Annotated in this window: 19 protein-coding genes; 6 read left to right on the top strand and 13 right to left on the bottom strand. The window is 57.6% G+C overall.

Translation table 11 applies throughout. The features are described from left to right. Positions 1–33 precede the first annotated feature (33 nt). The 9 genes from fliE to OJHNALOF_RS05790 form a co-directional block, all read right to left on the bottom strand. Positions 34–348 carry a flagellar hook-basal body complex protein FliE gene (fliE, locus tag OJHNALOF_RS05830; protein ID WP_165661445.1) on the bottom strand — a complete coding sequence of 105 codons (315 nt, stop codon included), beginning with the start codon at positions 346–348 and terminating at the stop codon, positions 34–36. A gap of 80 nt (positions 349–428) precedes the next feature. Next, positions 429–1,760, bottom strand: a complete 1,332-nt coding sequence (locus tag OJHNALOF_RS05825; protein ID WP_370462297.1) for a sigma-54-dependent transcriptional regulator — start codon at positions 1,758–1,760, stop codon at positions 429–431. Further along, positions 1,757–2,788, bottom strand: a complete 1,032-nt coding sequence (locus tag OJHNALOF_RS05820; RefSeq protein WP_240919643.1) for a PAS domain-containing sensor histidine kinase — start codon at positions 2,786–2,788, stop codon at positions 1,757–1,759. The genes OJHNALOF_RS05825 and OJHNALOF_RS05820 overlap by 4 nt, the downstream gene beginning before the upstream one ends. Before the next feature lie 59 nt (positions 2,789–2,847). Beyond that, on the bottom strand, positions 2,848–4,272 hold the full coding sequence (locus OJHNALOF_RS05815) for a sigma-54 dependent transcriptional regulator (RefSeq protein ID WP_370462296.1): 1,425 nt from the start codon (positions 4,270–4,272) through the stop codon (positions 2,848–2,850). A gap of 327 nt (positions 4,273–4,599) precedes the next feature. Beyond that, a complete protein-coding gene (gene fliS / locus OJHNALOF_RS05810) occupies positions 4,600–4,983 on the bottom strand; it encodes a flagellar export chaperone FliS (RefSeq protein WP_240919642.1) in 384 nt (127 codons plus the stop codon). A 35-nt stretch (positions 4,984–5,018) separates the two neighbouring features. Further along, on the bottom strand, positions 5,019–5,315 hold the full coding sequence (locus OJHNALOF_RS05805; RefSeq protein ID WP_094200034.1) for a hypothetical protein: 297 nt from the start codon (positions 5,313–5,315) through the stop codon (positions 5,019–5,021). Then, on the bottom strand, positions 5,312–6,712 hold the full coding sequence (gene fliD / locus OJHNALOF_RS05800; RefSeq protein ID WP_094200035.1) for a flagellar filament capping protein FliD: 1,401 nt from the start codon (positions 6,710–6,712) through the stop codon (positions 5,312–5,314). The genes OJHNALOF_RS05805 and fliD overlap by 4 nt, the downstream gene beginning before the upstream one ends. A 31-nt stretch (positions 6,713–6,743) precedes the next feature. Continuing rightward, positions 6,744–7,121: a flagellar protein FlaG gene (locus tag OJHNALOF_RS05795; RefSeq protein ID WP_094200036.1), complete on the bottom strand. Its 378-nt coding sequence runs from the start codon at positions 7,119–7,121 to the stop codon at positions 6,744–6,746. Positions 7,122–7,233: 112 nt separating this feature from the next. Beyond that, entirely contained in the window at positions 7,234–8,712 is a 1,479-nt protein-coding gene (locus OJHNALOF_RS05790; RefSeq protein ID WP_094200037.1) for a flagellin, read from the bottom strand. Between the two features lie 269 nt (positions 8,713–8,981). Between OJHNALOF_RS05790 and OJHNALOF_RS05785 the strand changes: the two genes are divergently transcribed. Beyond that, the gene (locus tag OJHNALOF_RS05785; protein WP_165661441.1) at positions 8,982–13,178 is read left to right on the top strand and encodes a tetratricopeptide repeat protein; all 4,197 of its coding nucleotides are present in this window, start codon (positions 8,982–8,984) and stop codon (positions 13,176–13,178) included. A 153-nt stretch (positions 13,179–13,331) separates the two neighbouring features. On the opposite strand, the gene ligA is transcribed toward OJHNALOF_RS05785, so the two are convergent. Together ligA and zipA are read right to left on the bottom strand one after the other, a co-directional pair. Then, positions 13,332–15,371 (bottom strand): NAD-dependent DNA ligase LigA, encoded by a 2,040-nt coding sequence (ligA, locus tag OJHNALOF_RS05780; RefSeq protein WP_165661440.1) that lies wholly within the window; start codon positions 15,369–15,371, stop codon positions 13,332–13,334. A gap of 64 nt (positions 15,372–15,435) precedes the next feature. Then, entirely contained in the window at positions 15,436–16,473 is a 1,038-nt protein-coding gene (zipA, locus tag OJHNALOF_RS05775) for a cell division protein ZipA (protein ID WP_165661439.1), read from the bottom strand. Between the two features lie 265 nt (positions 16,474–16,738). Here zipA and cysZ point away from each other — a divergent pair, with 265 nt between their 5' ends. Next, positions 16,739–17,500 (top strand): sulfate transporter CysZ, encoded by a 762-nt coding sequence (gene cysZ / locus OJHNALOF_RS05770; RefSeq protein ID WP_094200577.1) that lies wholly within the window; start codon positions 16,739–16,741, stop codon positions 17,498–17,500. On the opposite strand, the gene OJHNALOF_RS05765 is transcribed toward cysZ, so the two are convergent. Beyond that, positions 17,467–18,015, bottom strand: coding sequence for a DUF882 domain-containing protein (locus OJHNALOF_RS05765; protein WP_094200041.1), 549 nt, complete (start codon positions 18,013–18,015; stop codon positions 17,467–17,469). The two genes, cysZ and OJHNALOF_RS05765, sit on opposite strands and share 34 nt — an antisense overlap. 156 nt (positions 18,016–18,171) lie before the next feature. Further along, positions 18,172–19,623 carry a murein L,D-transpeptidase gene (locus OJHNALOF_RS05760; protein WP_240919641.1) on the bottom strand — a complete coding sequence of 484 codons (1,452 nt, stop codon included), beginning with the start codon at positions 19,621–19,623 and terminating at the stop codon, positions 18,172–18,174. A 301-nt stretch (positions 19,624–19,924) separates the two neighbouring features. Here OJHNALOF_RS05760 and cysK point away from each other — a divergent pair, with 301 nt between their 5' ends. The 4 genes from cysK to OJHNALOF_RS05740 all read left to right on the top strand — a co-directional run bounded on the left by cysK (position 19,925) and on the right by OJHNALOF_RS05740 (position 23,926). Next, positions 19,925–20,893 (top strand): cysteine synthase A, encoded by a 969-nt coding sequence (gene cysK / locus OJHNALOF_RS05755; RefSeq protein WP_165661438.1) that lies wholly within the window; start codon positions 19,925–19,927, stop codon positions 20,891–20,893. Positions 20,894–21,145: 252 nt separating this feature from the next. After that, complete coding sequence (crr, locus tag OJHNALOF_RS05750) at positions 21,146–21,655, top strand: PTS glucose transporter subunit IIA (protein ID WP_165661437.1); 510 nt, start codon at positions 21,146–21,148, stop codon at positions 21,653–21,655. Between the two features lie 5 nt (positions 21,656–21,660). Then, positions 21,661–21,939 (top strand): HlyU family transcriptional regulator, encoded by a 279-nt coding sequence (locus tag OJHNALOF_RS05745; RefSeq protein WP_094200045.1) that lies wholly within the window; start codon positions 21,661–21,663, stop codon positions 21,937–21,939. Further along, entirely contained in the window at positions 21,932–23,926 is a 1,995-nt protein-coding gene (locus OJHNALOF_RS05740; RefSeq protein ID WP_165661436.1) for a tRNA(Met) cytidine acetyltransferase TmcA, read from the top strand. The genes OJHNALOF_RS05745 and OJHNALOF_RS05740 overlap by 8 nt, the downstream gene beginning before the upstream one ends. Positions 23,927–24,001 lie beyond the last annotated feature (75 nt).

The following is a 24,001-nucleotide window of genomic DNA, read 5'->3' as shown; positions in this document are numbered from 1 at the left end:
CCGCCAGCGGATTGTCAGCCACCCGTCAGCTCCTTACACCGGCATGTTCATAATGGTTTTGTAAGCATCCACCAGCTTGTTGCGCACCTGCACGGTGGCCTCAAAGGCAATGCTCGACTTTTGGGCCGAGATCATCACCTGCTCCAGCCCCACGGCGGAGTCACCCAGCTCAAAGCGGGTGCGCAAATCACTGGTGGTCTGCTGCAGGCCATTGACCTTGTTCACGGCCTGCCCGAGCAATTCGGCAAAATCCTGTTGAGGGACGGCACCCTGAACCGGGGCCAGGTTTCTGGCCTCCCCCTGCATTGATTGCATTTCGGCCAACAGCGCAGCGGCTTTGATATCCATGACGTTTGGCTCCTCAATCAGTAAATGTCTGGCATTCACGCATACTAATGCAAAGCTCGGGCCAGTTCATCTTTTCGGCGTCAGGCGGGTACGTGAATACCCGCTTCCCGCATGCGTGCCAACTTGTAACGCAGGGTGCGCGGGCTGATGCCCAACTGCTCGGCGACCTCGCGCCGACTGCCACCGCTGCTGTGCAGCGCCTGAAGAATAATGCGGTGCTCCTGACACTCCAGCTCTTCGCCCAGCTCCTGGGGACCGACCGGGGGCGCCGGTGAAATTCGCGTTGCCATTTCGTCCAACAAAATGTCGCCATCGCCTATATCCTGGCCGGCACACAGGATCAGCGCCCGCTGAATAACGTTGTCGAGCTCGCGTACGTTGCCAGGCCAGTGCCAGCCCCGCAGCCGAGTTTCCGCTTCGCGTGACAACCTGACGCCATGCCGCCCCTGCCGTTCGGCATGACGGCCCAACAGAAAACGGGCCAGCGGCAGAATGTCGGCGGGGCGCTCGGCCAGGGCCGGCAGCGTGAGCGGAAAGACATTGAGCCGATAGTAGAGATCTTCACGAAAGCGCCCCTCGCTTACGGCGGCCCGCAAGTCCCGGTTGCTGGTGGCCAGTACCCTGACATTAAGACACAGTGACTTGCGTCCGCCCAGGCGCTCCACTTCCTGCTCCTGCAGCACCCGCAACAGCTTGGCCTGCAGCGCCACGTCCATTTCGGTGATCTCGTCCAGCAGCAGGGTGCCCTCATTGGCCAGCTCAAATTTGCCCGGGCAGGCCTGCACCGCCCCGGTGAAGGCCCCCTTTTCATAGCCGAACAGGGTGGCTTCCAGCATGTTGTCGGGAATGGCGGCACAATTGATGGCCACAAAGGGGCCCTCGGCACGTCGGGAATGGCGATGGATAAAGCGCGCCAGCACTTCCTTGCCGGTCCCGCTGGGGCCGGTGATCATCACGCTGGCATCGGTGCTCGCCACGCGGGCAGCCAATTGCAGCAACTGACGGCTGACGGCGTCTTCCGCGACCGGATCCTGCTCACCGCTCTCGACCGGGCGCACAAAGCGCTGAACACGCTTCAGCAAGGCCGCCGGCGTAAAGGGCTTGGCCAGGTAATCCACCGCACCGGCACGCATGGCCGCCACTGCCCCCGACACCTGAGCATGGGCGGTGATCACCAGCACCGGCAACCCGGGCAGGCGCTCGTTTATCCAGTTGAGCAGGGACAGGCCATCCATGCCCGTCATCTGCACATCGGTGATCACCATTCGTACCGGTGCCTGCTGCAGACACAGGATGGCGTCTTCGGCACTGTCCACACAGCGACAATCAAGACCGGCCAGTTCCAGGGTGTCCTGCAGCGCCTGCTGCAGGCCGGTATCGTCTTCCACAATCAGAATATCGGTGTTCATCATGCCTCCTTTTGCTGCGCCAAAGGCAGCCACAGGCTGAAACAGCTGCCCTGCCCCGGTGCGGAGCTGACCTCCACACTGCCCTGGTGGGCGCGCACAACCGACGCCACCGCCGCCAGTCCCAGGCCGGTGCCCTGACTGCGGGTGGTGAAAAAGGGTGTGAAAATTTGCTGTTGCAGGGCGTCATCCATGCCCTTGCCATTGTCGGCAAGCCGAATAAAGGCCAGATCGCCTTGTTGCCCGACCGTCAGCGTCAGCACATCGGCGCCCGCTTCCAGCGCATTTTCAAGCAGGTTGAGCACAATACCCTGCAGGCTGTTGGCGTTACCCAGAATCACCGGCTGTTCCTCAGCCTTGCACTCAAGCCCGGCCTTGCCCTGCAACAGTGGTCCTGCCGCCTCGGCGATCGTATTCAACAGCTGAGCAAGGCTAAGTGGTGTTGCCAGGGCCGCCTGATCGGGCCGGGCGTACAGCAAAATGTCGTTTATTTGACGCTCAATGTCGGTCAACCGATCCATCAGCCGCTGCTGAAACCGCGCCCGCTGGGCCGAATTGAGCTCCGGACTCGCCAGGTTGGCGCCATAGAGCATGGCCGCCGACAATGGGGTACGAACCTGATGGGCCAGGGTGGCGGCCATGCGCCCGAGTGCCGCCAAGCGCTCGGCGTGGCCCTGCTGTGCGGCCCAGGCCCGGGTTGGCGTGAGATCGGTCAGCTGCACCAGCTGCCCCGGCAGCCCCTGTAAATGGGAAATGGCCAGCTGCACCCGGCGGCCGTTTTTCAGTGACACCTGCAGGCCGTCGTCGGGCCGGGGCGCAAAAGCCCGAGCGATCACCTCAAGCCAGGGAGTATTGAGCAGGGGATCTCCCAGCAGCTCACGGGCGGCGGTGTTGGCCCGGCTAACCACGCCCTGGCCGTTGACCCACAGCAAACCGCCTGGCATGGTGTGCAGAATTTCGTCAAGCCGCTCTGGCCCCAGCAGGCTGAGCCAGCGGGCATCGGCAGTAGTTGAAATGGAAGTTGGAAGCGTCATGGCCTGCATTATTCAAGATGTGTGCCAGATACAACGCCCTGCCGCAGCCCCAATGGGCCTCATTCTCGCCCGATACCGTATTTTTTTATTTTTTCCACCAGGGTGGTGCGGCGCATGCCCAGATGCTCCGCGGCCCTGGCCACCACGCCGTCGCTGGCGTCCAGGGCGCGACCGATCATCTCGACCTCGATACCCGCCAGCATTTCCTTGAGGTTAATGCCTTCATCGCCCAGCTCAGGCATGTGAGCGTCTCCGTTGACGCCCGCGGGCACCTGCGCCTGCATTTCCATATCAAAGAAGCTGGCGACTTCATGGTCGACATCAACGCCGTCACCACTGAAGATGGATGCCAGCGCGGCCTGCTCATCCATGTCATCAAAGGACTCAGGCACATGATCACCCCGGTATTTTTCCGGCAGATCCATGGGATCAACCTGCTTGTCCGGACACAGGATCATCATGCGTTCCACCAGATTTGACAGCTCGCGCACGTTGCCTGGCCAGTGATACCCCTGCAGGGCATGAACCGCCGCCGGCGTGAACCCCAGGTCCACATGATGCACAGCCCGGTGGCGCTCAATCAGCTCGGTCAGCAACAACGACAGATCGTCCCGTCGCTCCCGCAGGGGGGGCGCGGTAATGGGAAACACATTCAACCGGTAATAGAGATCTTCCCGAAAGCGCTGTTCCCGAATCATGGATTCCAGATCACGGTGAGTAGCGGCAATGATGCGCACATTGGCCTTGATGGGCCGGGTGCCTCCCACCCGCTCAAAGGTACGCTCCTGTAGTACCCGCAGCAGTTTCACCTGCATGGGCAATGGCATATCGCCAATCTCGTCAAGAAACAGGGTGCCGCCATTGGCCAGCTCGAAACGCCCCTTGCGGGCCGACACGGCACCGGTAAAGGCCCCCTTCTCATGGCCGAACAGTTCGCTTTCCAGCAATTCCGCCGGAATGGCGCCACAGTTGATGGGCACAAAAGGCCCCTCGGCCTGTTGCGACAACGAATGAATCGCCTGGGCTATTACCTCCTTGCCGGTGCCGGACTCTCCCAGCAGCAACACATTGGCCTGCTTGCCTGCTACCTGACGGATCAGCCCCTTAACGGCCTGCATGGAGGGACTTTCACCCACCAGCAGCTCCTTCAGGCACTGCTCCTGCTTATGGCTTTGTGCCACCGGACGCCAGTGCTCGGCCTGGCCCAGCAAACGAGTCAGTTCGTCATAAGTGAGATCATTCAAGGTACCCAGCAGGTTGGCCGCCGTTACACGAAGGGGCTCAAGGGTAATAAACACATGCTGGGCATGCTCTTGCAGCAGTTCTTCGGGTAGAGAATCCGTTTCCCCCAGCAATACCGTCATGGTGTGTGGTTGCTCCCGCAAACACGCCAGATCGTTGGCGCGACTGCCACTGCGCCACTCGACCTGCATAAAGGAAAGGATAGCTTCCAGTCTTGACCGCCGTTCCTGGTTATGATCCATGATCAAGACACAGCCGTTAAAGCCCATAAAGTAAATATCCTTTACATTCAGTTAGTTATTAGGTTTTTATTGCGAACGCCATCCCTGACCCAGGTACCAGCTTAACACCTTGACGGCATCAAAATGAACCATATGAGTCGTAATTCTGACACAGGCGTCAAAACAACTCGACAAAGATAGGCGCAAAAAGTGGATCTGAATTGATCTGGATCAAATATTACAGGGCAAAGATGTTTTTTTGACTACAACAATGGGGCTGAATGGCAGGAACCACATAAAAATGACGACAAACCAGCCCCATACAACATTCCGGGGCTGGCTAAGGGATCAGGCAGGAACTTGCTGCTGCTCCATGGGAATGGCGTCCCAACTTTCCTTGATATCACGCAGCAGGCCACTGATGGCTTCCAGCCGCTCTACGCTGTTCTCGCTGTTGGCCAACACAAGTTCACCCATGATGAACTCATACAGGTTGTCGAGATTGGCGGCTATCTCGGCGCCTTCCTCATGGTTCAGTGCGGCACGCAATTCGGCCACGATGGCCATGGTCGCTCCCAACAACTCCCCCTGTTCGGCAGGTTTGCCTTGCTCCATGGCAGAACGAGCACGGGCCAGGCGCTCCAGTGCGCCCGAAAGCAGCATCTGCACCACCTTGTAGGGAGAAGCTAGGGTTTTCTGGCTGTCCAGGGCCACGGACTTATAGGCTTTCATTGAGCCGCGCATAGGCACTTACTCCTAAATAATGTCTAACTGCGTTTAACGGTTTGATAGGCCTGCACCGAACGCCGGCCTTTGTGCATGGCTTTGAGCTTTTCGCCCAGCTTACGCTGGGTCTGTTCGGCTGCTTCCTTGAGCTGGCGAGAGCGTTTAATCAGCTCGGCGGACTCGCTTTTTGAGACATCACCCAATTCGATGACGTCTTGCAACAACCGTGCCCGGGTTGCAAGTTGCTCGGCAACGCCGTTTTCATCCAGCTCTTCCGGATTGGCCAGCATCCTCAGCAACTGCTCATCCAGCTTCTGCAACTGCTCGAGGGGCGTCATGACTGTCCGCCACTGATGTCAGGCATATTATCAAAGGCGGCGATGACCGAATTCAGCTGCTGGTTAAGCTGAGCCACCATTATGTCCATGCCGGAGAACTGCTTATAGATACGCTCTTCATACTTTTCCATGTAAAGCTCAAAGTCCGCCCGTTCATTATCCAGCTTCTTCATTTGCTCATTGAGTGAGGTGTCTCGCTTGGTCAGAATGCCCTCGGTGCCGACAAAGCTTTCCAGCATTTCATCCAGCTTGTTGGATACCCCCTTTTCGGACGCAAACAACTGGCCGATTTTGGCGAAGTTCTCATCCACCTGCTTTTTCAGCAGGTCTTCGTCCAGCTCTATTTTTCCGTCTTTCTTGGTGGTGATGCCCAGATCGGTGAGGGATTGTATCGGTGGACTGGCTCCTTCCACCGGTTCACTGAGCATGCGGCGAATTTGCGAAGTCAGGTTTCGGGCCGTGCCGTCACCATTAAGCGGACCGGCTTTTTCGGTTTCCGGATCATAGGAAGTCAGCTGATTGATGGTGGCCATCACGGTGTTAAAGGACTTAACGAACTCCTGCAGATTTTTTTCCACCGTGCCCTTGTCGTAGCCAATGGTCAGTTTGGTGTCTGGCTTTTCACCATCGGGGGCGTCATTGACCTTTTTCAGGTCCAGGGTCACGCCCTGGATGGCATTTTCAATTTCATTGCTCTGGCTGGTGATCAGGGCGCCATCTATGGTGAGCTGCGCATCCTTTGCGGCCTGAATTTCGGTGGTTACACCCAGGACATCCAGGCTGGCGCCGCCGTCACCGTCGGCATTGCCGGACGCGGAGACACTGATTTGACTCTCGGTACCGGTCTTATCGGCAAAAAATACCAGGCGTGAACCGGTGTCGTCGGTGACCACGGTCGCGCGCACGCCCTTGTTGTCTTCGGCATTGTTGACCGCATCGGCCACTTCGGCCAGTGAGCTTTTGTCTTTCGCGATGGACACACTAAAGGACTCAGATCCGACATTCAGCGTTAGAGTACCTGAACCCAGCTTTTTCTCGGCGTCGGCCTTTGGCACTGCGGAGGTGCCAATTTTATGGGCCTCGGCCAACTGCTTTACCGACAGGGTATAGCTGCCGGCCACGGCGGTTTTATCGGCCGTAGCGCTGGCAAAACCACTGTTGGTAAAGCTGGTGGAACGCTTTTCAAAGGCTTCTTCTTCACCCAGCTTGCCCAGGGCCGTTTTGAATTCGTCCAGCACCCCCTTGAGCGTGCCGTAGGATGAAAGTTGAACACCAATGTCGTTGGCACGGCGGGAGAACATTTTATCCTTGGGTGCCCGCTCACCGGCCACGGTGGCATCCACAAAACTCTGAATGGGAAAGCCCGAGCCCACGCCCGGCAGTTTGAGATCGGCCACGCTGTTTCTCCTATGCTCTTTGCTCCAAGGCTTATGCTTTGGTGTCTATCAGGCCGCCGCTGGCCTCGGCCAGACGGTTGATCACCTGAAGCAGCTCCTCGGTGGGTATCTGGCGAATGATATCACCGCTGTCGGTATCCACCACAGTCACCACATTACGACCGGAGTTTTCATCTACCCTGAATTGCAGCCCCCGGTTAAAAGTGCCGATAAAGGTTTCCATCTGCTCCGCCATTTTCTCCAGCTGTTCACCGGAAGGCGTGGCTCCTTGCGCCTTGTCGGCCGCCTGAACTGCTCGGGCGGTTTGCGTCAGCTCACTGCCAGCGGGAGCAGGAACGGAAGCCGGTGACTTGTGGCTGGTATCGGCCGCCGAAGCGGTGGGGCGTTGATTAAGGGAAAGCGAGTCCATGTTTTAAATCCTCATCACCAGGGTGAAAACGCCATTCAGCTTAGTGAACAACAGGCTGTACCACTAAGCTCAAGGGCGAAAAACCGGGGGTTGCCCCCCGGTTGAGGTTGGCTTAACCCAGCAGGGACAGGGCCGCCTGCGGGATTTGCTTGGCTTGCGCCAGGATGGAGGTACCGGCCTGCTGCAGGATCTGCTGCTTGGTCAGGTTCACGGTTTCCTGAGCAAAGTCCACGTCCTTGATACGGGACATACCGGCAGCCGCGTTTTCACGGGTGTTGGCCAGGTTGTTGATGGTGCTGTTCAGACGGTTCTGCATGGCGCCCAAGTCTGAACGCTGAGCGTCAATCATGCCGATGGCGCCGTCGAGAACGGAGATGGCCGACTGGGCACCACCTTGAGTGGAAAGATCCAGCTCAGAAACTGCGCTCAGGACAGAGAATTCAGCGGTATTAGTCAAGTCAACAGTGGCATTAGTCGTGCCTACGGACAGAGCAAACGAGTCGTTGGAGTTAGTGCGGATGGAACCAGCCACTATGGTGCTGTCGGAACCACCGGTAGCCAGAGCAACAGCGTCACCGGCATCGTTGCCATCGATATCCTTACCCTGCAAGGTGGCATTGGCACCAGTGAAGTTTTCGATGTTGATGTCCTCACCGTTGTCATTAACGATAGTCAACTCACCGCCGTCTACCGTTGCTTTGACACCAGTCTCGGAAGACTTGGCGTTAATAGCATCGGCCAGGGTGGACAGATCGTTGGTGTCAGCCACGTTGGCGGATACCGCTGTGCCATTCAACTCAAAGCTGATTTGACCCTGAGCACTCAGGCCGGAAATAACCGCTTCGGTGCGGGCTTCGGCGGTTACACCGGTTTTGGCACTCTCGGAATTAATTTTGGAAGCAATGGACTTTGCAGAATCACCGGCAGCAATGGCCACAGTGGCGGTCTCGGCACCATTGATGGTCATGGTCGCTGCGGTAATGCCATTGGTAGTGGAAGTGGTAATAGCGGCTACAGCGGCAATCCCCCCCCCCAGACCTGCTGTTGCTGTAGTTGCTGCCGCAAGGGTTACACGATTAGAGCCGATGGCATTCGCCGCCACACTCTTCAGGCTCAGGTCGATGGTTTCGTTGGAGTTCGCGCCTACCTGCAGGGTACGACTGCCGAAGGTGCCGTCGATCAGGTTCTGGCCACCGAAAGAGGTAGTTTCGGCGATACGGGTCAGCTCGCTTTGCAATGCAGACACTTCTTTCTGAATCGCCTTACGATCTTCGGCGGAGTTGGTGCCGTTAGCGGATTGCAGGGCCAAGTCACGCATACGCTGCAGAATATTGGTAGATTCATTCATGGCGCCTTCGGCGGTTTGCGCAATGGAGATACCATCACTGGCATTCTTCATGGCCACACCCAGACCACGTACCTGGGAGTTCAATCGGTTGGAGATTTGCAAACCAGCCGCATCGTCCTTGGCGGAATTGATACGGCTACCGGTAGCCAGACGCTCCATGGAAGTGGCCAAAGCATTGCTGGACTGGTTCAGGTTACGTTGTGCGGTCATGCCGGTGACGTTGGTGTTGACTGTAATCGCCATAATAAGCTCTCCGTTGAGGGTGCCGGCACACTGCCGGTCAGGTCGTGTTACTCAGGATATCGGCTGTGAAAAAAGCGACTTTAGAAAATTTTTCGCTATCCTCTCGATGCCCTTGGTTACTTCGAGTATCGGCCTCATTCCAGCCAACTTTAGGACTCATTTACAACCAACCCATCTGACTCGACCAAGCTAGACCATTAACGGCTTCTGGTTGTATCCTCTTTTGTTCTTTGACACGAGTCATATCATCACGACTTTGGGGCTGCCTCATGACGCAGAGTAAAAACGACAAAGAACAAACGACCCAGTTTGCAGAGCAAACCCGCCCAACTTTGGAAAAGGCCCTACAACTCCTGCGCTCATCACAGTCCAAACAAGCCCTGGATCTATTACAACAGGCACTGACGAACACCCCAGACCAAATATCCACTCTGTTGCTCAAAGGAAAGATCCACCGGGAGAGAGGCGAAACAGAGCATGCGGTTCGTGATTTTCAGCACATTTTATCTCTGGCCCCGGCTCACCATGAAGCCAACCTAGAACTGGCCAAGCTGTACCACAATGCCAACGAAAACCGAGTGGCACTTCATCACATTGAACTCGCCGAAAAAAACCAGCCCAAACACCAACAAACCCTTGAATACAAAAGCATGATTCTCGGCGGGCTGCACCGATACAATGAAGCCGCCGCCATCCTTGAGCATATCATCGAGCACGGCAAGCCCCACCATTTCAACTGGAACAACCTGGCCAACATATACAAAGGCTTAGGTATGTTTGAGAAAGCCGAACGCTACTATCTGACCGCTATCGAGCTGTCCGGCGACAATGACATCGCTTACAATAACTACCTGAGTTTTTGTCATTATATTCCGCACTACCCGAAAGAAAAAATCCTAACACTCTACAAGGAGTGGGAAGAACGTTACGCGAAAAACATCAGCAAAATGCCGCTTCCGGCAACGGCGTTAAACCCGGATAAAACACTGCGTATCGGCATGATTTCCGATGGATTTCGTACTCACCCCGTGGGACAAATGATCACCTCCGCCCTGGAGGAAATTCCCGCCCATGAAATAGAAATCTATGCGTACAGCACCAATCTTTCCGAAGATACCGTGACGCAACGTATAAAGAACCTATCGGCGAAATGGATGACGGTAGTGCACTTGGGCGAGCAGGATCTGGCTCACCAGCTGATTGAAGATAACATCGATATTCTGTTCGATCTGTGCGGTCACAACAGCGGTAGCCACATGCGCACCATGGCGATGAAACCCGCACCCATTCTGGTCAAATGGGTGGGGGGCCTGATTAACACCACAGGGCTCAGCACCATGGATTATCTGCTGAGCGATCAGATTGAAACGCCCGAGGGAGAAGACGAATTTTATACCGAGAAGCTTATTCGCCTGCCGGATGATTATATCTGTTACAACTCCCCCATCTATACGCCCGATATTCACGCTCCCCCGGCCAAATATAATGGCTACATCACCCTGGGCTGCTTCAATAACCCGACCAAGCTCAATCCGTATTTGCTGGAGAAATGGGCCGGCATCATGCATGCACTGCCCCACTCTCGCCTGCTGTTGAAAGGATTTCAGTTCAGCAGCGACACCCTAAGAAACAACGTCAGGGCACAATTCGGCCGGCTGAATATCGAGGCCGACCGGATTTTGTTTGAGGGGCCATCCCCCCATGCCGAACTATTGCAAACCTACAACAAGGTAGATATTGCCCTGGATCCCTGGCCCTATTCCGGCGGTCTCACCACCTGCGAAGCCATGTACATGGGCGTCCCCGTGGTTACCCTGCCCGGCCCCACCTTTGCCGGGCGCCATTCCGCCACCCACTTGACCAATGTCGGGCTGGGGCAACTGGTGGCCGAGAACTGGCAGCAATACCACGACATAGTGGTGAGTCTGGCCGGTGATCTGGACAACCTGTCAAATATCCGCGCCCATCTGAGGGCCGCACTACTGGAATCCCCCCTATGTGACGCCCCCCGTTTCGCCCGCCACTTCAGCAACGCCATGCGCGCCATCTGGCAACGCCATTGCGAACATAAGGCCCCCGCCGCCCTGACACTGGATACCAACGGACATGCCCGGTTTGAAGGCGAAGCCGAACCGGTTCAACTGCAATTGCCGGCAGACCCCCTGGTGATTGAAGAGGATGAATTCCGCTTTCGCTTCAACGGCAAGATAGTAGTGCTGGATAATGGCGGCATTCTTGCCAGCTCGCATCGCTTCAGCATGTTCCATAAGCTGAATGTGTTCAGTACCCTGTGTCTGGATCCGGGCAGCCGTATCGCCAATGCCCAGCAATTGCAGCAGACCGGCGATTTTCAACATGTGCCCATGACCACCCTGGGTGATGGCGAACAAGTCATATTGAGCATTACTCAGGATCCCGCCTATAGCGGAACCCTGCCGCCCCTGGAGTTCGACCAGCAGCCCGAACAGACGGCACAGATATACCAGCAGATTGCACAGGTGCCTATCAACACCGTTCGGCTCGACGATATCGCCGGCATAGAAACCCTGGAATGGCTGGTTCTGGACAACCTGAACGACTTCGACCCCATTCTGGCCAATGGGGTGGCCACCCTGGCTCACCCACTGCTGGTGCAGATTCGCGTCAATTTTTTGCCGACCCACCGGAAGCAGATAGCCCTCGCCGACTGCCAGCAACGTATGGCCGAACTGGGCTTTGACTTTCACAGCCTGTTCAACCGGCGCAAAATTGACGCCTGTACCAACTACGATGAACAGCTGCTGTTCGCCGACGCCGTTTTCATTCCCAATGCCGATCGCTGTGCCGATCTCGGCGCCAACCAGCGCCTGAAACTGGCCTTTCTGCTTCATGCTGTGTACCAATCGCATGCATGTGCCCATCAATTACTGGCAGAACTTGATCCTGATATGGCTGAGGACTACCGAAACAGCCTGTCCGAGTTTGAGCGAAAACAACTTGAAACACCTCTACTGGCCACTGGTGACAAGAGTGCCACGGAAGATCTTGATGCCACGCAACGATCAACATCACCCCAACGAGAAACAATGCAATCAGCAGAAGGCTCCTTCAGCTTCAACTTTACAGGCCATATTATTGCGCTTGAACATGGAGCCATACTCACTTGCAAGCCATATTTCGAAGATTTTTTAAAACAAGGAGGGGTAAACTACATTTGTCTGGATCCGGGTGGTTTAATACGCGATGCACAACCGTTGCAGCACACCGGCCTGTTTCAGCATTTCCCACTTACCGTTCTAGGTGATGGCAGTGAGATGGAACTTGCACTCGCAGTACAGGCTGAACGCTCTACCACCTTACCTATCTATCAAGCTGACCCAGTTTCAATCATTCCAGGACAGGCCTCACCCGAACTGGTTAGCACTATGCTGGTCACCAGCAACCGAATCGATGATATTGAAGGTATCGAGCATATTGACTGGCTGATACTTGATGAACAACACCATAACTTGAGCATTCTTGAACACGGCAAACAAAAACTTGCCAACGCTTTACTGATTGAAGTAGGCATTAGTTTTTCACCTGAGCATTCCACACAAGTCAATTTTGAAAACATAAGCAAAAAGTTAAATCAGCTTGGATTCAGATTGTTAAAAATAAATGACATAAAGCACAATAACTTTCACCCGAATCCCGAACTCAATCAGGAAGAAAGTGAGCTGGCATCAGGTACACTCATTTTCATACCTGATAACAAAAAACTAGACACCTACTCCAACGATCAGGTAAATAAACTGGCATTTCTATTAGACTCAATACATAACATGCAAGGAGTCACGTTTAAGCTATTACATAGCTTAAACCCTGAGCAAGCCAAGCTTTACTTACAAAGCAAAAGCTTAAAAAAAAACACCTTCCCTATCCCTACTTGCCCAGCCATGACGGATAGTGAAAAAAAATTGTTTATCAAGCACTTAAAAGAAGCAAACCACTACTTCGAGTTTGGATCGGGTGGTTCCACCGTATGGGCGGTTGAACAAGGGTTGGCTGTCGAAGGTGTGGAGAGCGATCCAAATTGGGTCAGTGCACTACAGAACACGCTTGGTCAACAATGTCAGGTAAAGGTTGTAGATATAGGACCTACAGGCGATTGGGGATACCCACTAACAGAACAGAAGGATAAGTTCCCCCTCTATAGCCAAGCTATATTAAGTCATAACAAGGCCTTCGATTTCATTCTAATTGATGGACGATTCAGAGTGGCCTGCGTCATGACTACTATCGAGCACATAATCAAACACGAAAATCAAAACAGCTCTTTAATATTCATACATGACTTTTGGAACAGACCGCAGTACCATTGTGTACTAGAACATCTAGAAGTGGTAGATAAAATAGATACTGCCGGGGTGTTCAGGGTTAAAGACGATATAGAACTACGTCTCATACATAATATCTGGTCGGAGTATTCTATAAATCCAGCCTAATAAAAAGCGCTACCTTTATTGACGTTAAGGTAGCGCAATTTTATATGTCCAACATCCTGTCAACTTTACCACTGCGTCCTCGTCACATTACCAGTACCGCTTCACGGAAAATTACTGGCAATAACGCCACTCTGCTCCATCCCTCGAAAAAATTTAAACTGGATTGTATTCTGCCAGCAGTGCCTGCAGGCCTTCTTCATCCATAATGGTCACGCCCAGATCCTGGGCCTTGGTCAGTTTGGATCCGGCGGCTTCGCCGGCGACCAGCACGCTGGTTTTGGCGGAGACGGAGCCGGCCACCTTGGCCCCAAGCGCCTGCAGGGCGGCCTTGGCCTCGGTGCGCGACATACGGTTCAGGGTGCCGGTAAGCACAAAGGTCTGGCCCGCCAGTGGCTGGGCATCAGCCTTGGGCGCTTCCATCGCCGGCCAGGTCAGGCCGCAGCCACCTTCTTCCCGAGGCTTGACCAGAGCATCCACCACTTCCCGGTTATGGGGCTGGCGAAAGAAGTAGTAGATGTGCTTGGCCACAATCTCGCCCACATCGGGCACTTCAATGAGCCTTTCCACCTCGGCGTTCATCACCGTATTCAGTTCAAGAAAATGGCGCGCCAGGTTATTGGCAGTGGCTTCACCCACTTCACGCACGCCAAGGGCATAGAGAAAACGGGGCAGCGTGGTGTGGCGAGCCTTGTCAAAGGCGGCCAGCAGTTTGGCCGCCGACTTTTCGCCCATGCGTTCCAACCCCATCAGGGTATCTTGCTCAAGGTGGAACAGATCCGCCGGGGTTTTGACCTGCTCATGGTCCACCAGCTGCTCCACCAGCTTGGTGCCCAGGCCTTCTATATCCAGCGCCTTGCGGGAGGCAAAGTGGCGCAGGGCCTCCTTACGCTGAGCGGCGCAGATCAGGCCGCCGGTGCAGCGTGCCACGGCTTCGCCTTCGATGCGCTCAATCTCGGAATCACACACGGGGCAACGCGCCGGAAACACCACTTCCGCCGCGTTTGCGGGACGACGTTCTTCCACCACGCCCACCACCTGAGGGATCACATCGCCGGCACGGCGAATAATGACGGTGTCGCCAATCATGACCCCCAGGCGAGCGATTTCGTCGGCGTTGTGCAGGGTGGCGTTGGACACGGTCACCCCGGCCACCGCTACGGGTTTCAACTTGGCCACCGGGGTAATGGCACCGGTGCGGCCCACCTGAAACTCCACGTTCTGCAGCTCGGTCAGCTCCTCCTGGGCAGGAAACTTGTGGGCGGTGGCCCAGCGCGGCGCCCGGGCCACAAAGCCCAGTCGTGCCTGCAGCGCCAGCTCGTCCACCTTGTAGACCACACCGTCAATTTCATAGGGCAGTCGATCACGACGCGCCAGAATATCGTCATGATAGGCTTGGCAACCTTCCCGGCCGCTCACCCGTTTTATCTCCGGGCTCACCGGCAGGCCCCAGCCCTTGAGAGTTTGCAGAATATCGAAGTGGCGCTCACCCAGAGGCGCCCCTTCTACCAGGCCGGTGCCGTAGCAGTAAAACGCCAGGGGGCGGGTGGCGGTAATACGTGAGTCAAGCTGGCGCAGGCTGCCGGCGGCAGCGTTGCGGGGGTTGGCAAACACCTTGCCACCCTCGGCCCGGGCGCGCTCATTCATTTGTTCAAAGCCAGCCCGGGGCATATAGACCTCCCCCCGCACTTCCAGTCGCTCGGGCCACCCCTCGCCACGCAAGGTCAAAGGTACCGCCCGTATGGTGCGGACGTTCTCGGTAATGCCCTCGCCGGTACTGCCATCGCCCCGGGTGGCGGCCTGCACCAGCTGGCCACGCTCATACACCAGGCTCACCGCCAGGCCGTCGAGCTTGGGCTCACAGCAAAATTCAAGGGGCTCGGTGCGTCCCAGGCGGTCGAGAATACGTTTCTCAAAGGCGGTCAGCTCGTCTTCGCTGAACACATTATCGAGGGAAAGCATGGGCAGGGCATGCTGTACTTCGGGAAAGGCCGACACCGGCACACCACCCACCCGCTGACTGGGCGAAGCTGCATCCCGCCACTCGGGGTGCTCGGCTTCCAAGGTCATCAACTCGCGCATGCAGCGGTCATATTCCGCATCGGGCACCGAGGGGGCATCCTCCACGTAGTATTGATAATTCCAGGTATTAAGCTGCTCGCGCAGGGCGAGAAGGCGGGCGTGGGCGTCGTTCATTAATGGAGTTCCGTTTAAACAAAAAGTGCGGCTAACGCCGCACTTAACTTTCAAAACAAGTCGGTCACTGGGCCTGGCTGTCGTAGTCCCGTAATTGCTCGCGGCAATGCGCCAGATAATCGGGGCTGAGCGGGGCTCGCTCCACGTCAAACAGCAGGGCATCAAGCTCTTCTGCCAGGTTTTCGGCGGTCTGCACCATCAGGTTGAACTGATTTTTGGCCATACCCGGACGGGGCAATTGCATAAAGATGGACACACCCGGTGTGCTGAAATCACTCATGGCCTTGGGGTTGAAGGTGCCGGGCTTGACCATGTTGATCAGACTGAACAGCACACTGCCCTGCCCCGCCGGGGTCTGGTGATGATGGAAAATATCCATCTCACCAAAGTGAAACCCGTTGGTAGTGAGCGCACGCATCAGGGCGGCACCGTCAATCTGCTGGTTGGGACGGGCCATCAGGTTCACCACATACACATCCTGCCAGGTACGCGGCACCTCTCGCAGCACCGGCTGAGGCTCGGGTCTGAGCTGAGGCGCCGGCTCGGCGTGCACTTGCGGCTCGTTAATAGTCTCGGCCACCACCGGCTCGGGCCGGGGAGCAGCCTTTGGTGGTTGCGGCTGGGCCTTGGCTGTGGGCTGTACCGGTTCAGCCGGACCTGCTGGCTCGGCCTGCGGGGCCGGTGAGTGGGCGGTCTCACCCCTTTCAGCAGCCGGACGGACCGGTTCGTCAAACAGGGGATCGAATTCTTCTTCCTCAACCACTGACGCGGCGGCAGGCTGGTGCTGGGTGGGCTGAGGCTTGGCCTCGGCCCGCCGCAGGGACGGCTCATCGGCGTCCTCATCATCATCCAGGGCCGAAAACCCGGGCTGCGGCTGCCAGTCGTCATCCCGGGCGGCCTTGCGGCCACTCACTACCCGCACTCGACCGATGCCGTCCTGGTCAAAGTCATCGCTGGCAGCCGGCTCGGTGGCCACCTTGCCCAGAGGCTTGTTGCGCATGGGGGCCTGGCGTTCCTTCTGACTGGTCCACAGTCCATGGATCAGCAGGGCGGCAATGGCAATGGCGCCCAGAATAATCAAGATAATTCGCAAATCCTGCATTATCGTTTCTCTGTCTTGTTATTGCCGGCCGAGCCGCAGGCCCCGGCACAATCCCGAATACTGCCGACAAGGGTATGTTTACCATGCGGGTTTGACAAGAGTCTGACAGGCACCAGTCACATAAAATCATGACCTTTATCGCCTCAAAGCGGGGTTTAAGCAAGAAAAATGGCTGCGACAGCGCATTTCGCGCCGTATCAGCGACGGTGGCGGTTGCTGGTAAGCTTCTTTAAAATGAGCGCTCGGTTACTTTTGGAACATGTTTATGTCTGCCAGTTATCACAGCGCCAGCGGGCCCCAATATCTGATGAAGGGCCTGTCATTGATCAATGAGCGGGATTTACGTCCCTTTGTGATTATCCCCTTGCTGGTCAACCTACTGCTGTTTGGCGGCGCCTTCTACTATCTGTTTGTGCAGCTGGAAGCGGTGTTCACCTGGCTGGCGGAGCAGACTCCCGACTACCTGCACTGGCTGGGCTACCTGCTGTGGCCGCTGGCCCTGGTGACCATAGCGATGGGCTTTTCCTTCGTGTTTACCGGTTTTGCCAATATGCTGGCGGCTCCCTTTAATGGCCTGCTGGCCGAACGGGTGGAGCTCAAGCTAACCGGTAATCCGGTGCCCGACAGTGGCTGGCTCGATCTGATCAAGGACACCCCGCGCATGCTGGGTAGAGAGTGGCGCAAAATGGCTTATTACCTGCCCCGGGCGCTGGGCTGCCTGTTATTGTTTCTGGTGCCCGTGGTGGGCCAGACCCTGGCGCCGCTTATCTGGTTTGCCTTTAGCGCCTGGATGATGGCCATTCAGTATTGCGACTACCCCTTTGACAACCACAAAATCGACTTCAGCCTGATGCAACGCGAGCTCGGCACTCGTCGCCGGCTGACCTGGGGCTTTGGTGCCAGCGTGACCCTTTGCTCAAGCCTGCCCTTTATCAATTTGCTGGTGATGCCGGTGGCGGTGTGCGGTGCCACCGCCCTGTGGGTGGATCACTTTTACCAGCTGCGTACCGGACCGGTGTCGAGGTGAACAAAGTTGGAGCCGGGGTAATAGCCCACGCCGCCCACCGCCAGCTTGCGGGCGGCCTGGCGTAGGTTGGCCAACTCCACGCCGGGCAGGCGCAAATCAATGGCCTGGCCCTTCATGTGATAGCTCTTCTTGGCCACCCCGGAGCTGGTTTTGCGCAGCATGGCATTGGTGGCCGGTGAACGGTAGCCGGAAATAATCTGGATTTCGCCCTGTTTGCCCAGGCGGTGCTGCAACAAAAACAGCTGGTCAAACAGCTTGGGATCGATGGCATGCACCTCGTTGGTACGAAAGTCACGCATCACCTTGTTGAACGAAGCCAGGCCGTCATCAATGTAGTGGCCTTCTTCCCAAAAGCTGGCGCTGACCTGCTCGCCGGTGTGCAGGTTGTGCAGGCTGAGCTTGCGTACCGGCGCCGAACGACTGGCCCGAGCCTGGCCGGGCACCATGAGTGCGGCGGCACTCAGCCCTCCCAGGCCCATTAAAAAACGGCGGCGATCCACATGGCGTTTCAGCATACAACCTCCTGAGCAATGCGTGAGTCGGCCGCCCTACACAGGGTGTGGGACAGCCCGATTAATACGACAAAAGTGAGCGCAAGCTAACCTGAATAAACACGCCAGATCAACAACCAATGGTTATAAGGAGTCGCAAAAGCGAGACTCAAGACTCATTCAGGTTTGGCTGTCGCGACGGGCAAAGGGGTCATTGAGAGACAGGTCGAAGTCGTAGATATCGTCACGAAAGCGGGGCAGGCCGTCTTCACCCAGCCAGCCGCGCCAGTACACCATAAAGATCGGCAACGGCTCGCTCACCGGAAGCCAGCGAGTATGGCGTGTGGCTTTCAGCGCCGCCAGCCGCTCCGGGCTCCAGCGATCACTCAGCAGCCACAGCGCCAGTTGCTCGGCGTTGGCCACCCGCACGCAACCCGAGCTCAGTGCCCGGCTGTCCCGGGCAAACAACCCTCGGGCGGGCGTGTCGTGCAGATAGATGGCCTCGTTGTTGGGCAGATGAAACTTCCACGCTCCCAGGGCATTAAGGTTGCCGGGCCGTTGCCGCAAGCGAAAGGGAAAGCGGTTTTCCGTGTACAACACAAACCGCCATTCTTCGTCGGGTACCACGCGACCGCTGCCGTCGAGCACCTCAAACCCCTGACGGGCAATGTAGCCGGGATCCTTATACAAACGGGGCACTATGTCCTTGTTGATGATGGAGCGAGGCACATTCCAGGGCGGATTGACCACCACATTGGTAATGTTGCTGTGCATGATGGGGGTTTTTCGGCTGTCCTGCCCCACGATAACATCGCTTTCCAGCACCATCACCTGCCGCTGATACAGCCGCAGTCGGTATTCGGGAATGTTCACCAACAAGTAGGAGGCCGGCAGACTGTCGCCGATCAGGGTGCGCAGCATGCTGCGCATCAGCAGCTGGGCCCGGCTGCGGGGCAACACATCGAGCCAGGCATAGGTGTGCGGCCCGACCACGCCGTCCACCTGCAGACCGTGGCGATGCTGAAAACGCGCCACCGCCGCCGCCAGCGCCTGATCAAAAACGTTGTCGTCGCCGGTTTCTTCCGGCTCAAGGGCCGGCTCCATGTCCCCTAACCGCTGCAGCCGCTGGCGCAGCAGCGCTACCGCCGGCCCTTGCTCTCCCGGACGCAGGGTGGGGCCGGCCAGAGCGGGCCAGGGCTCGTCGGCCATGGCCAGCAAACGGGCCAGCTGCTGCTTGAGGATGTCATAGTCGCCGTAACCGGGGATCTGCGATCGCACCAGCGCCAGCAGGTTGTTGTTCAGTCTCGCCTCATGCAGCCCCGCAATCTCTGCCTCGCTGGCCACCAGTGCCAGGTCCCGAGTTTGCAGATACTGGCGTTGCTCAAAGTTCAGGGTGGCCCACTGCCGCCAGAAGGCAGCCAGCCCCAGCCACAGGCTGTCGTCCGCCGCATCGGAGGCGGTTTCCGGCGACACCGCCTGCTGCCAGCGGAGGGTGAGTTCGGGGTGGACATCGGCCAGGGCCAGCTCCAGCCCCAGCTGATGCAACTGCAGCCGCGCCTCGGGGGAGCCCTGCCAGGAAGACGCCAGGGCCGTGCCGCTGAGCAGCAGCATGCTCCACAGCCAGATTGTCATGCCGATTTTTTTCATCACTGAATATCCGTCACTCCGCCCGGGATCAGGACCGGACCCAGGGCCGATTATGTTCCTTACTGTAACCATCGCCGTTGACCTCATGGTCATGCCGCACAGACGACCGCGAATGACTCCCGAATGGCGGGTTTCAATCGATGATAAAACACGAAAAACAAGGAATATGATTTTATCATTTAATAACATATTGTTATAACAAATCGTCACTTCTCATTCCCGCAGGAAAGATTAAGCTGACATGGTAAACCCTCTTTCATGATCATTTACATCAGGGATAGCCACAATGAGCAAGATTTTTGAAGATAACTCTCTCACCATTGGCCGTACACCTCTGGTCAGGCTGAACCGGGTCGCCAAGGGCCGTGTCTTTGCCAAGGTGGAAAGCCGCAACCCGAGCTTCAGCGTCAAGTGCCGCATTGGCGCCAACATGATCTGGGACGCGGAAAAGCGCGGTGAACTGGTTGCCGGCAAGGAACTGATTGAGCCCACCAGCGGCAACACCGGCATCGCCCTGGCCTTTGTCGCCGCTTCCCGTGGCTATCCCATTACCCTGACCATGCCCAACACTATGAGCCTGGAGCGCCGTCAGCTGCTCAAGGCCCTGGGTGCCAACCTGGTGCTGACCGATGGCGCCAAGGGTATGAAGGGCGCCATTGAAAAGGCAATGGAGCTGAAAGAATCCCAGCCCGAAAAATATGTACTGCTGCAGCAGTTCAACAACCCCGCCAACCCGGAGATTCATGAAAAGACCACGGGTCCGGAAATCTGGGAAGACACCGACGGCGAAGTGGATGTGTTCGTGGCTGGCGTGGGCACCGGCGGCACCCTGACCGGCGTGTCCCGCTATATCAAAAACACCCAGGGCAAGGCCATTACCACGGTGGCGGTTGAGCCGGTGGAATCCCCGGTGATCACCCAAGCCCTGGCCGGCCAGGAAATCAAGCCCGGCCCGCACAAGATTCAGGGCATTGGTGCCGGCTTCATTCCCGGCAACCTGGATCTGTCTCTGATCGACCGGGTTGAGCAGATCAGCAGCGAAGACGCCATCGACATGGCCCGCCGCCTGATGAAGGACGAAGGCATTCTCGCCGGCATCAGCTCTGGCGCTGCCGTGGTGGCCGCCAACCGTATTGCCGAACTGCCCGAGTTCGCCGACAAGAACATCGTGGTGATCCTGCCCAGCTCCGGTGAGCGTTATCTGAGCACCGCCCTGTTCCAGGGCATCTTTACCGAGCAGGAACTGCAACAGTAATCAGCCGTGATTCAAAAGGCGCCGCAAGGCGCCTTTTTTATGATGTGAATGACGCCACGAGGAAACCGGCACACAGCCGATATGGCACTCGTTAAACACGTCGTTCAGGATGAATGTAACGCCGCCAGTGAGGACAAACTACTCTCCCTCCAGAGCATGCCGTGCTCGCAAACTTTTCCCATGCGCAACGGCTGTTTACCTGCTTTGGGGCCGTGCTATCATCATCGGTTGAATCCTTCAGGAGCTTAGGCAATGGGTCTGTTCGATAAACTGAAAAAAATGGTGTCAGACGACACAAATGATGCCAACACCATAGAGGTGTTCGCTCCCCTCTCCGGTGAAATCGTGCCTCTTGAGGAAGTGCCCGATGTGGTGTTCGCCGAGAAAATCGTGGGTGACGGCATCGCCATCAAGCCCAGCGGCAACAAAATGGTGGCCCCCTGCGACGGCACCATCGGCAAAATCTTTGAAACCAACCACGCCTTTTCTATTGAGTCCGACTCCGGCCTTGAGATGTTCGTGCATTTCGGCATTGATACCGTCGAGCTAAAAGGCGAAGGCTTTACCCGCATCGCCCAGGAAGGCCAGCAGGTGAAAAAAGGCGAGACCATTCTGGAGTTCGATTTGGCCCTGCTGGAGCAAAAGGCCAAGTCTACCCTCGCTCCCGTGGTGATTTCCAACATGGACGAGGTCAAGGATCTGAGCAAGCTCAGCGGCATTGTGACCCAGGGTGAGAGTGTGATCCTGCGGGTGAGGAAGTAACCCCCATGTTCGGCTGGCTCACCAGACTGTTTTCTTCTTCCGCTCCTGCCGGCCCCCGTTTTGAAGCGGTGGAATACAAGGGTTTTGTCATTCATCCCGAGCCCGGCGCCGAGGGCGGACAATACCGGCTGCAGGGACGCATTGTGCAACTAAAAGACGGCGAGCGGCGGGAATACCGGCTGATAAGGGCCGATCTGCTGCCCAGTGCCGAGCAGGCCGCCGAGCTGATGATCGGAAAGGCCCAACGCCTCATCGACGAAAACGGTGAGCGCCTGTTTGACTGACTGGCCCGGCTTCTGCCGGCAACTGCTGCAACGGGGTGAACGTCGGCTGCTGATAGTGAGTGGCGAGCAGGACTGGGCACAAGCCCGGGCGCAGTCCCTGCTCACGAGTCTTGCTCCTGCACATATTCTCTGGCTGGGCGAGGCCCCGTTCGCTCAGCCGCACTGCCCCCTTGGCAAGTTTCACACCGCCCTAGGCCGGGAATATCACCACCTGGTCTTCAATGCCTTCAGCGGCCTGCATCCGGATGCCCTTGGCGCCGCGGTGGGGGCCCTGGCCGCCGGAGGCCTGCTGGTGCTGCTGTGCCCTCCCCTGCAGCGCTGGCACGCCTATGCGGATCCGGACTTGCGCCGCTACGTGGCCTTGCCCGAGCAGGCCGAGGGGCTAAACAGCCGATTTATCACTCGAGCCATCGCCCTGCTGCGCTCCGCCCCTGGTGTATTGCTGTGGCAACAACATCGGCCGGCACCGACACTGCCGCTGCTGTCCGGCGCCCCATGGCGATTGCAACGGGACCGGCATGGTTGCCTGAACCGGCAACAACGCCATGCCCTGACGCTGTTGCTGCGCGGCGCACGCCGCGGAGAACCCGTCGTGCTCACTGCAGACCGGGGCCGGGGCAAATCCAGCCTGCTGGGGCTGGCGGCGGGCCGGCTGTTGCGCACCGGCAAGCGGGTGCTGCTTACCGCCCCCAGCCCGGACGCCGCTGCCCGGGCCTTAGCCCACTGCGAACCTGATCTGCCCTTTATGGCTCCCGACGCCCTGCTGGCGGAGCGGCCCGCGGCCGATGTGGTGCTGGTCGACGAAGCCGCCGCCCTGCCGGTGCCCATGCTGCTTGCGCTTGCCCGCCGCTACTGCTGCCTGTTTGCCAGCACCGAGCATGGCTACGAGGGCACCGGGCTGGGCTTTACCCTCAAATTTCAGCCGGCACTGGCCGCCCTGAGCCCGACGGTGGGCAATGCGCATATCGGTACGCCGGCCCGCTGGAGCCAGGGTGATCCGCTGGAACCCTTGCTGTTTCGCTTGCTGGCATTGGACTCGAATCCGCCCGCGCCCCCTTCGACCGGTGCACCGAACATGGAATGGGTCACCCGCCAGCGCCTGCTGGCCGACGATACCCTGCTGCAGCAGGTATTTGGTCTGCTGACCCTGGCCCATTATCAGACCCGGCCGAGCGATCTGCGCCAACTGCTGGATGCCCCCGGGGTATCGCTGGCGGTGGTCTTTCGTCAGGGCGTGCCGGTAGCGGCGGCGCTGCTACAGCGGGAAGGCGAGCTGGATGGCGCCCTGGCTACCGCTATCTGGCGCGGCCAGCGCCGACCACGGGGCCATCTGCTGCCCCAATCGCTGTGCTTTCATGGCGGCCTGATGGATGCCTGTGATTTTGGCTATGCCCGCATTATGCGCATTGTGGTGCACCCGGCCTGCCAGCAGGCCGGCATCGGCTCGCAGCTGCTGGGCTGGCTCAAACAGCAGGTGAACACCGATTTTCTCGGCACCAGCTTTGGTGCCAGCCCCGAGCTGCTGACGTTCTGGAGCCGCAACGGCTTTCTTCCGGTACGCCTGGGGCTGGCCGCCGATGGTGTCAGCGGTCTGCACGCGGCCATGATGCTGTGGCCGGCATCCAGCCGCGCCCAATCAGTGCTGCATGAGTGGCAGGGGCAGTTCGGTGCCGATATGCGTGACGAAGGCCGTACCATGCCCGCCGGCCTGCCTCTGCCCCCACCACGAGTCAATGAACAGCGGGACGCGCAACGCGCCCATGACTTTGCCTGTTATCACCGAGATCTGCACGCCGATCGCCCCGCCCTGCGCCGCTTTATCGCCCATAACACACCGGTACATCCGCCAGCGCCACACCAGCAAGCCCTGCTGCAGACGGCCTTGCATCCCGGCGCAGAGCCGGCCCAAGTGGCAAAACGGCTGGGCTACGCCGGGCAAAAAAGCGTGATCACGGCATTACGCCTTGCCATGAAATGCTACTTTTAGTTTCGCTCGAAACATGAACTGGGTACTCTAATGGTCTGAATGGGTCTAGTCTCTTACTGAACGGCCCAATTTTGG

Source organism: Oceanimonas sp. MB9 (genome assembly GCF_011319775.1).
In the GTDB taxonomy this organism is placed as follows: domain Bacteria; phylum Pseudomonadota; class Gammaproteobacteria; order Enterobacterales; family Aeromonadaceae; genus Oceanimonas; species Oceanimonas doudoroffii.
The sequence above is the reverse complement of the archived record's forward strand: the minus strand, read 5'-3'. Positions and strand labels throughout refer to the sequence as shown.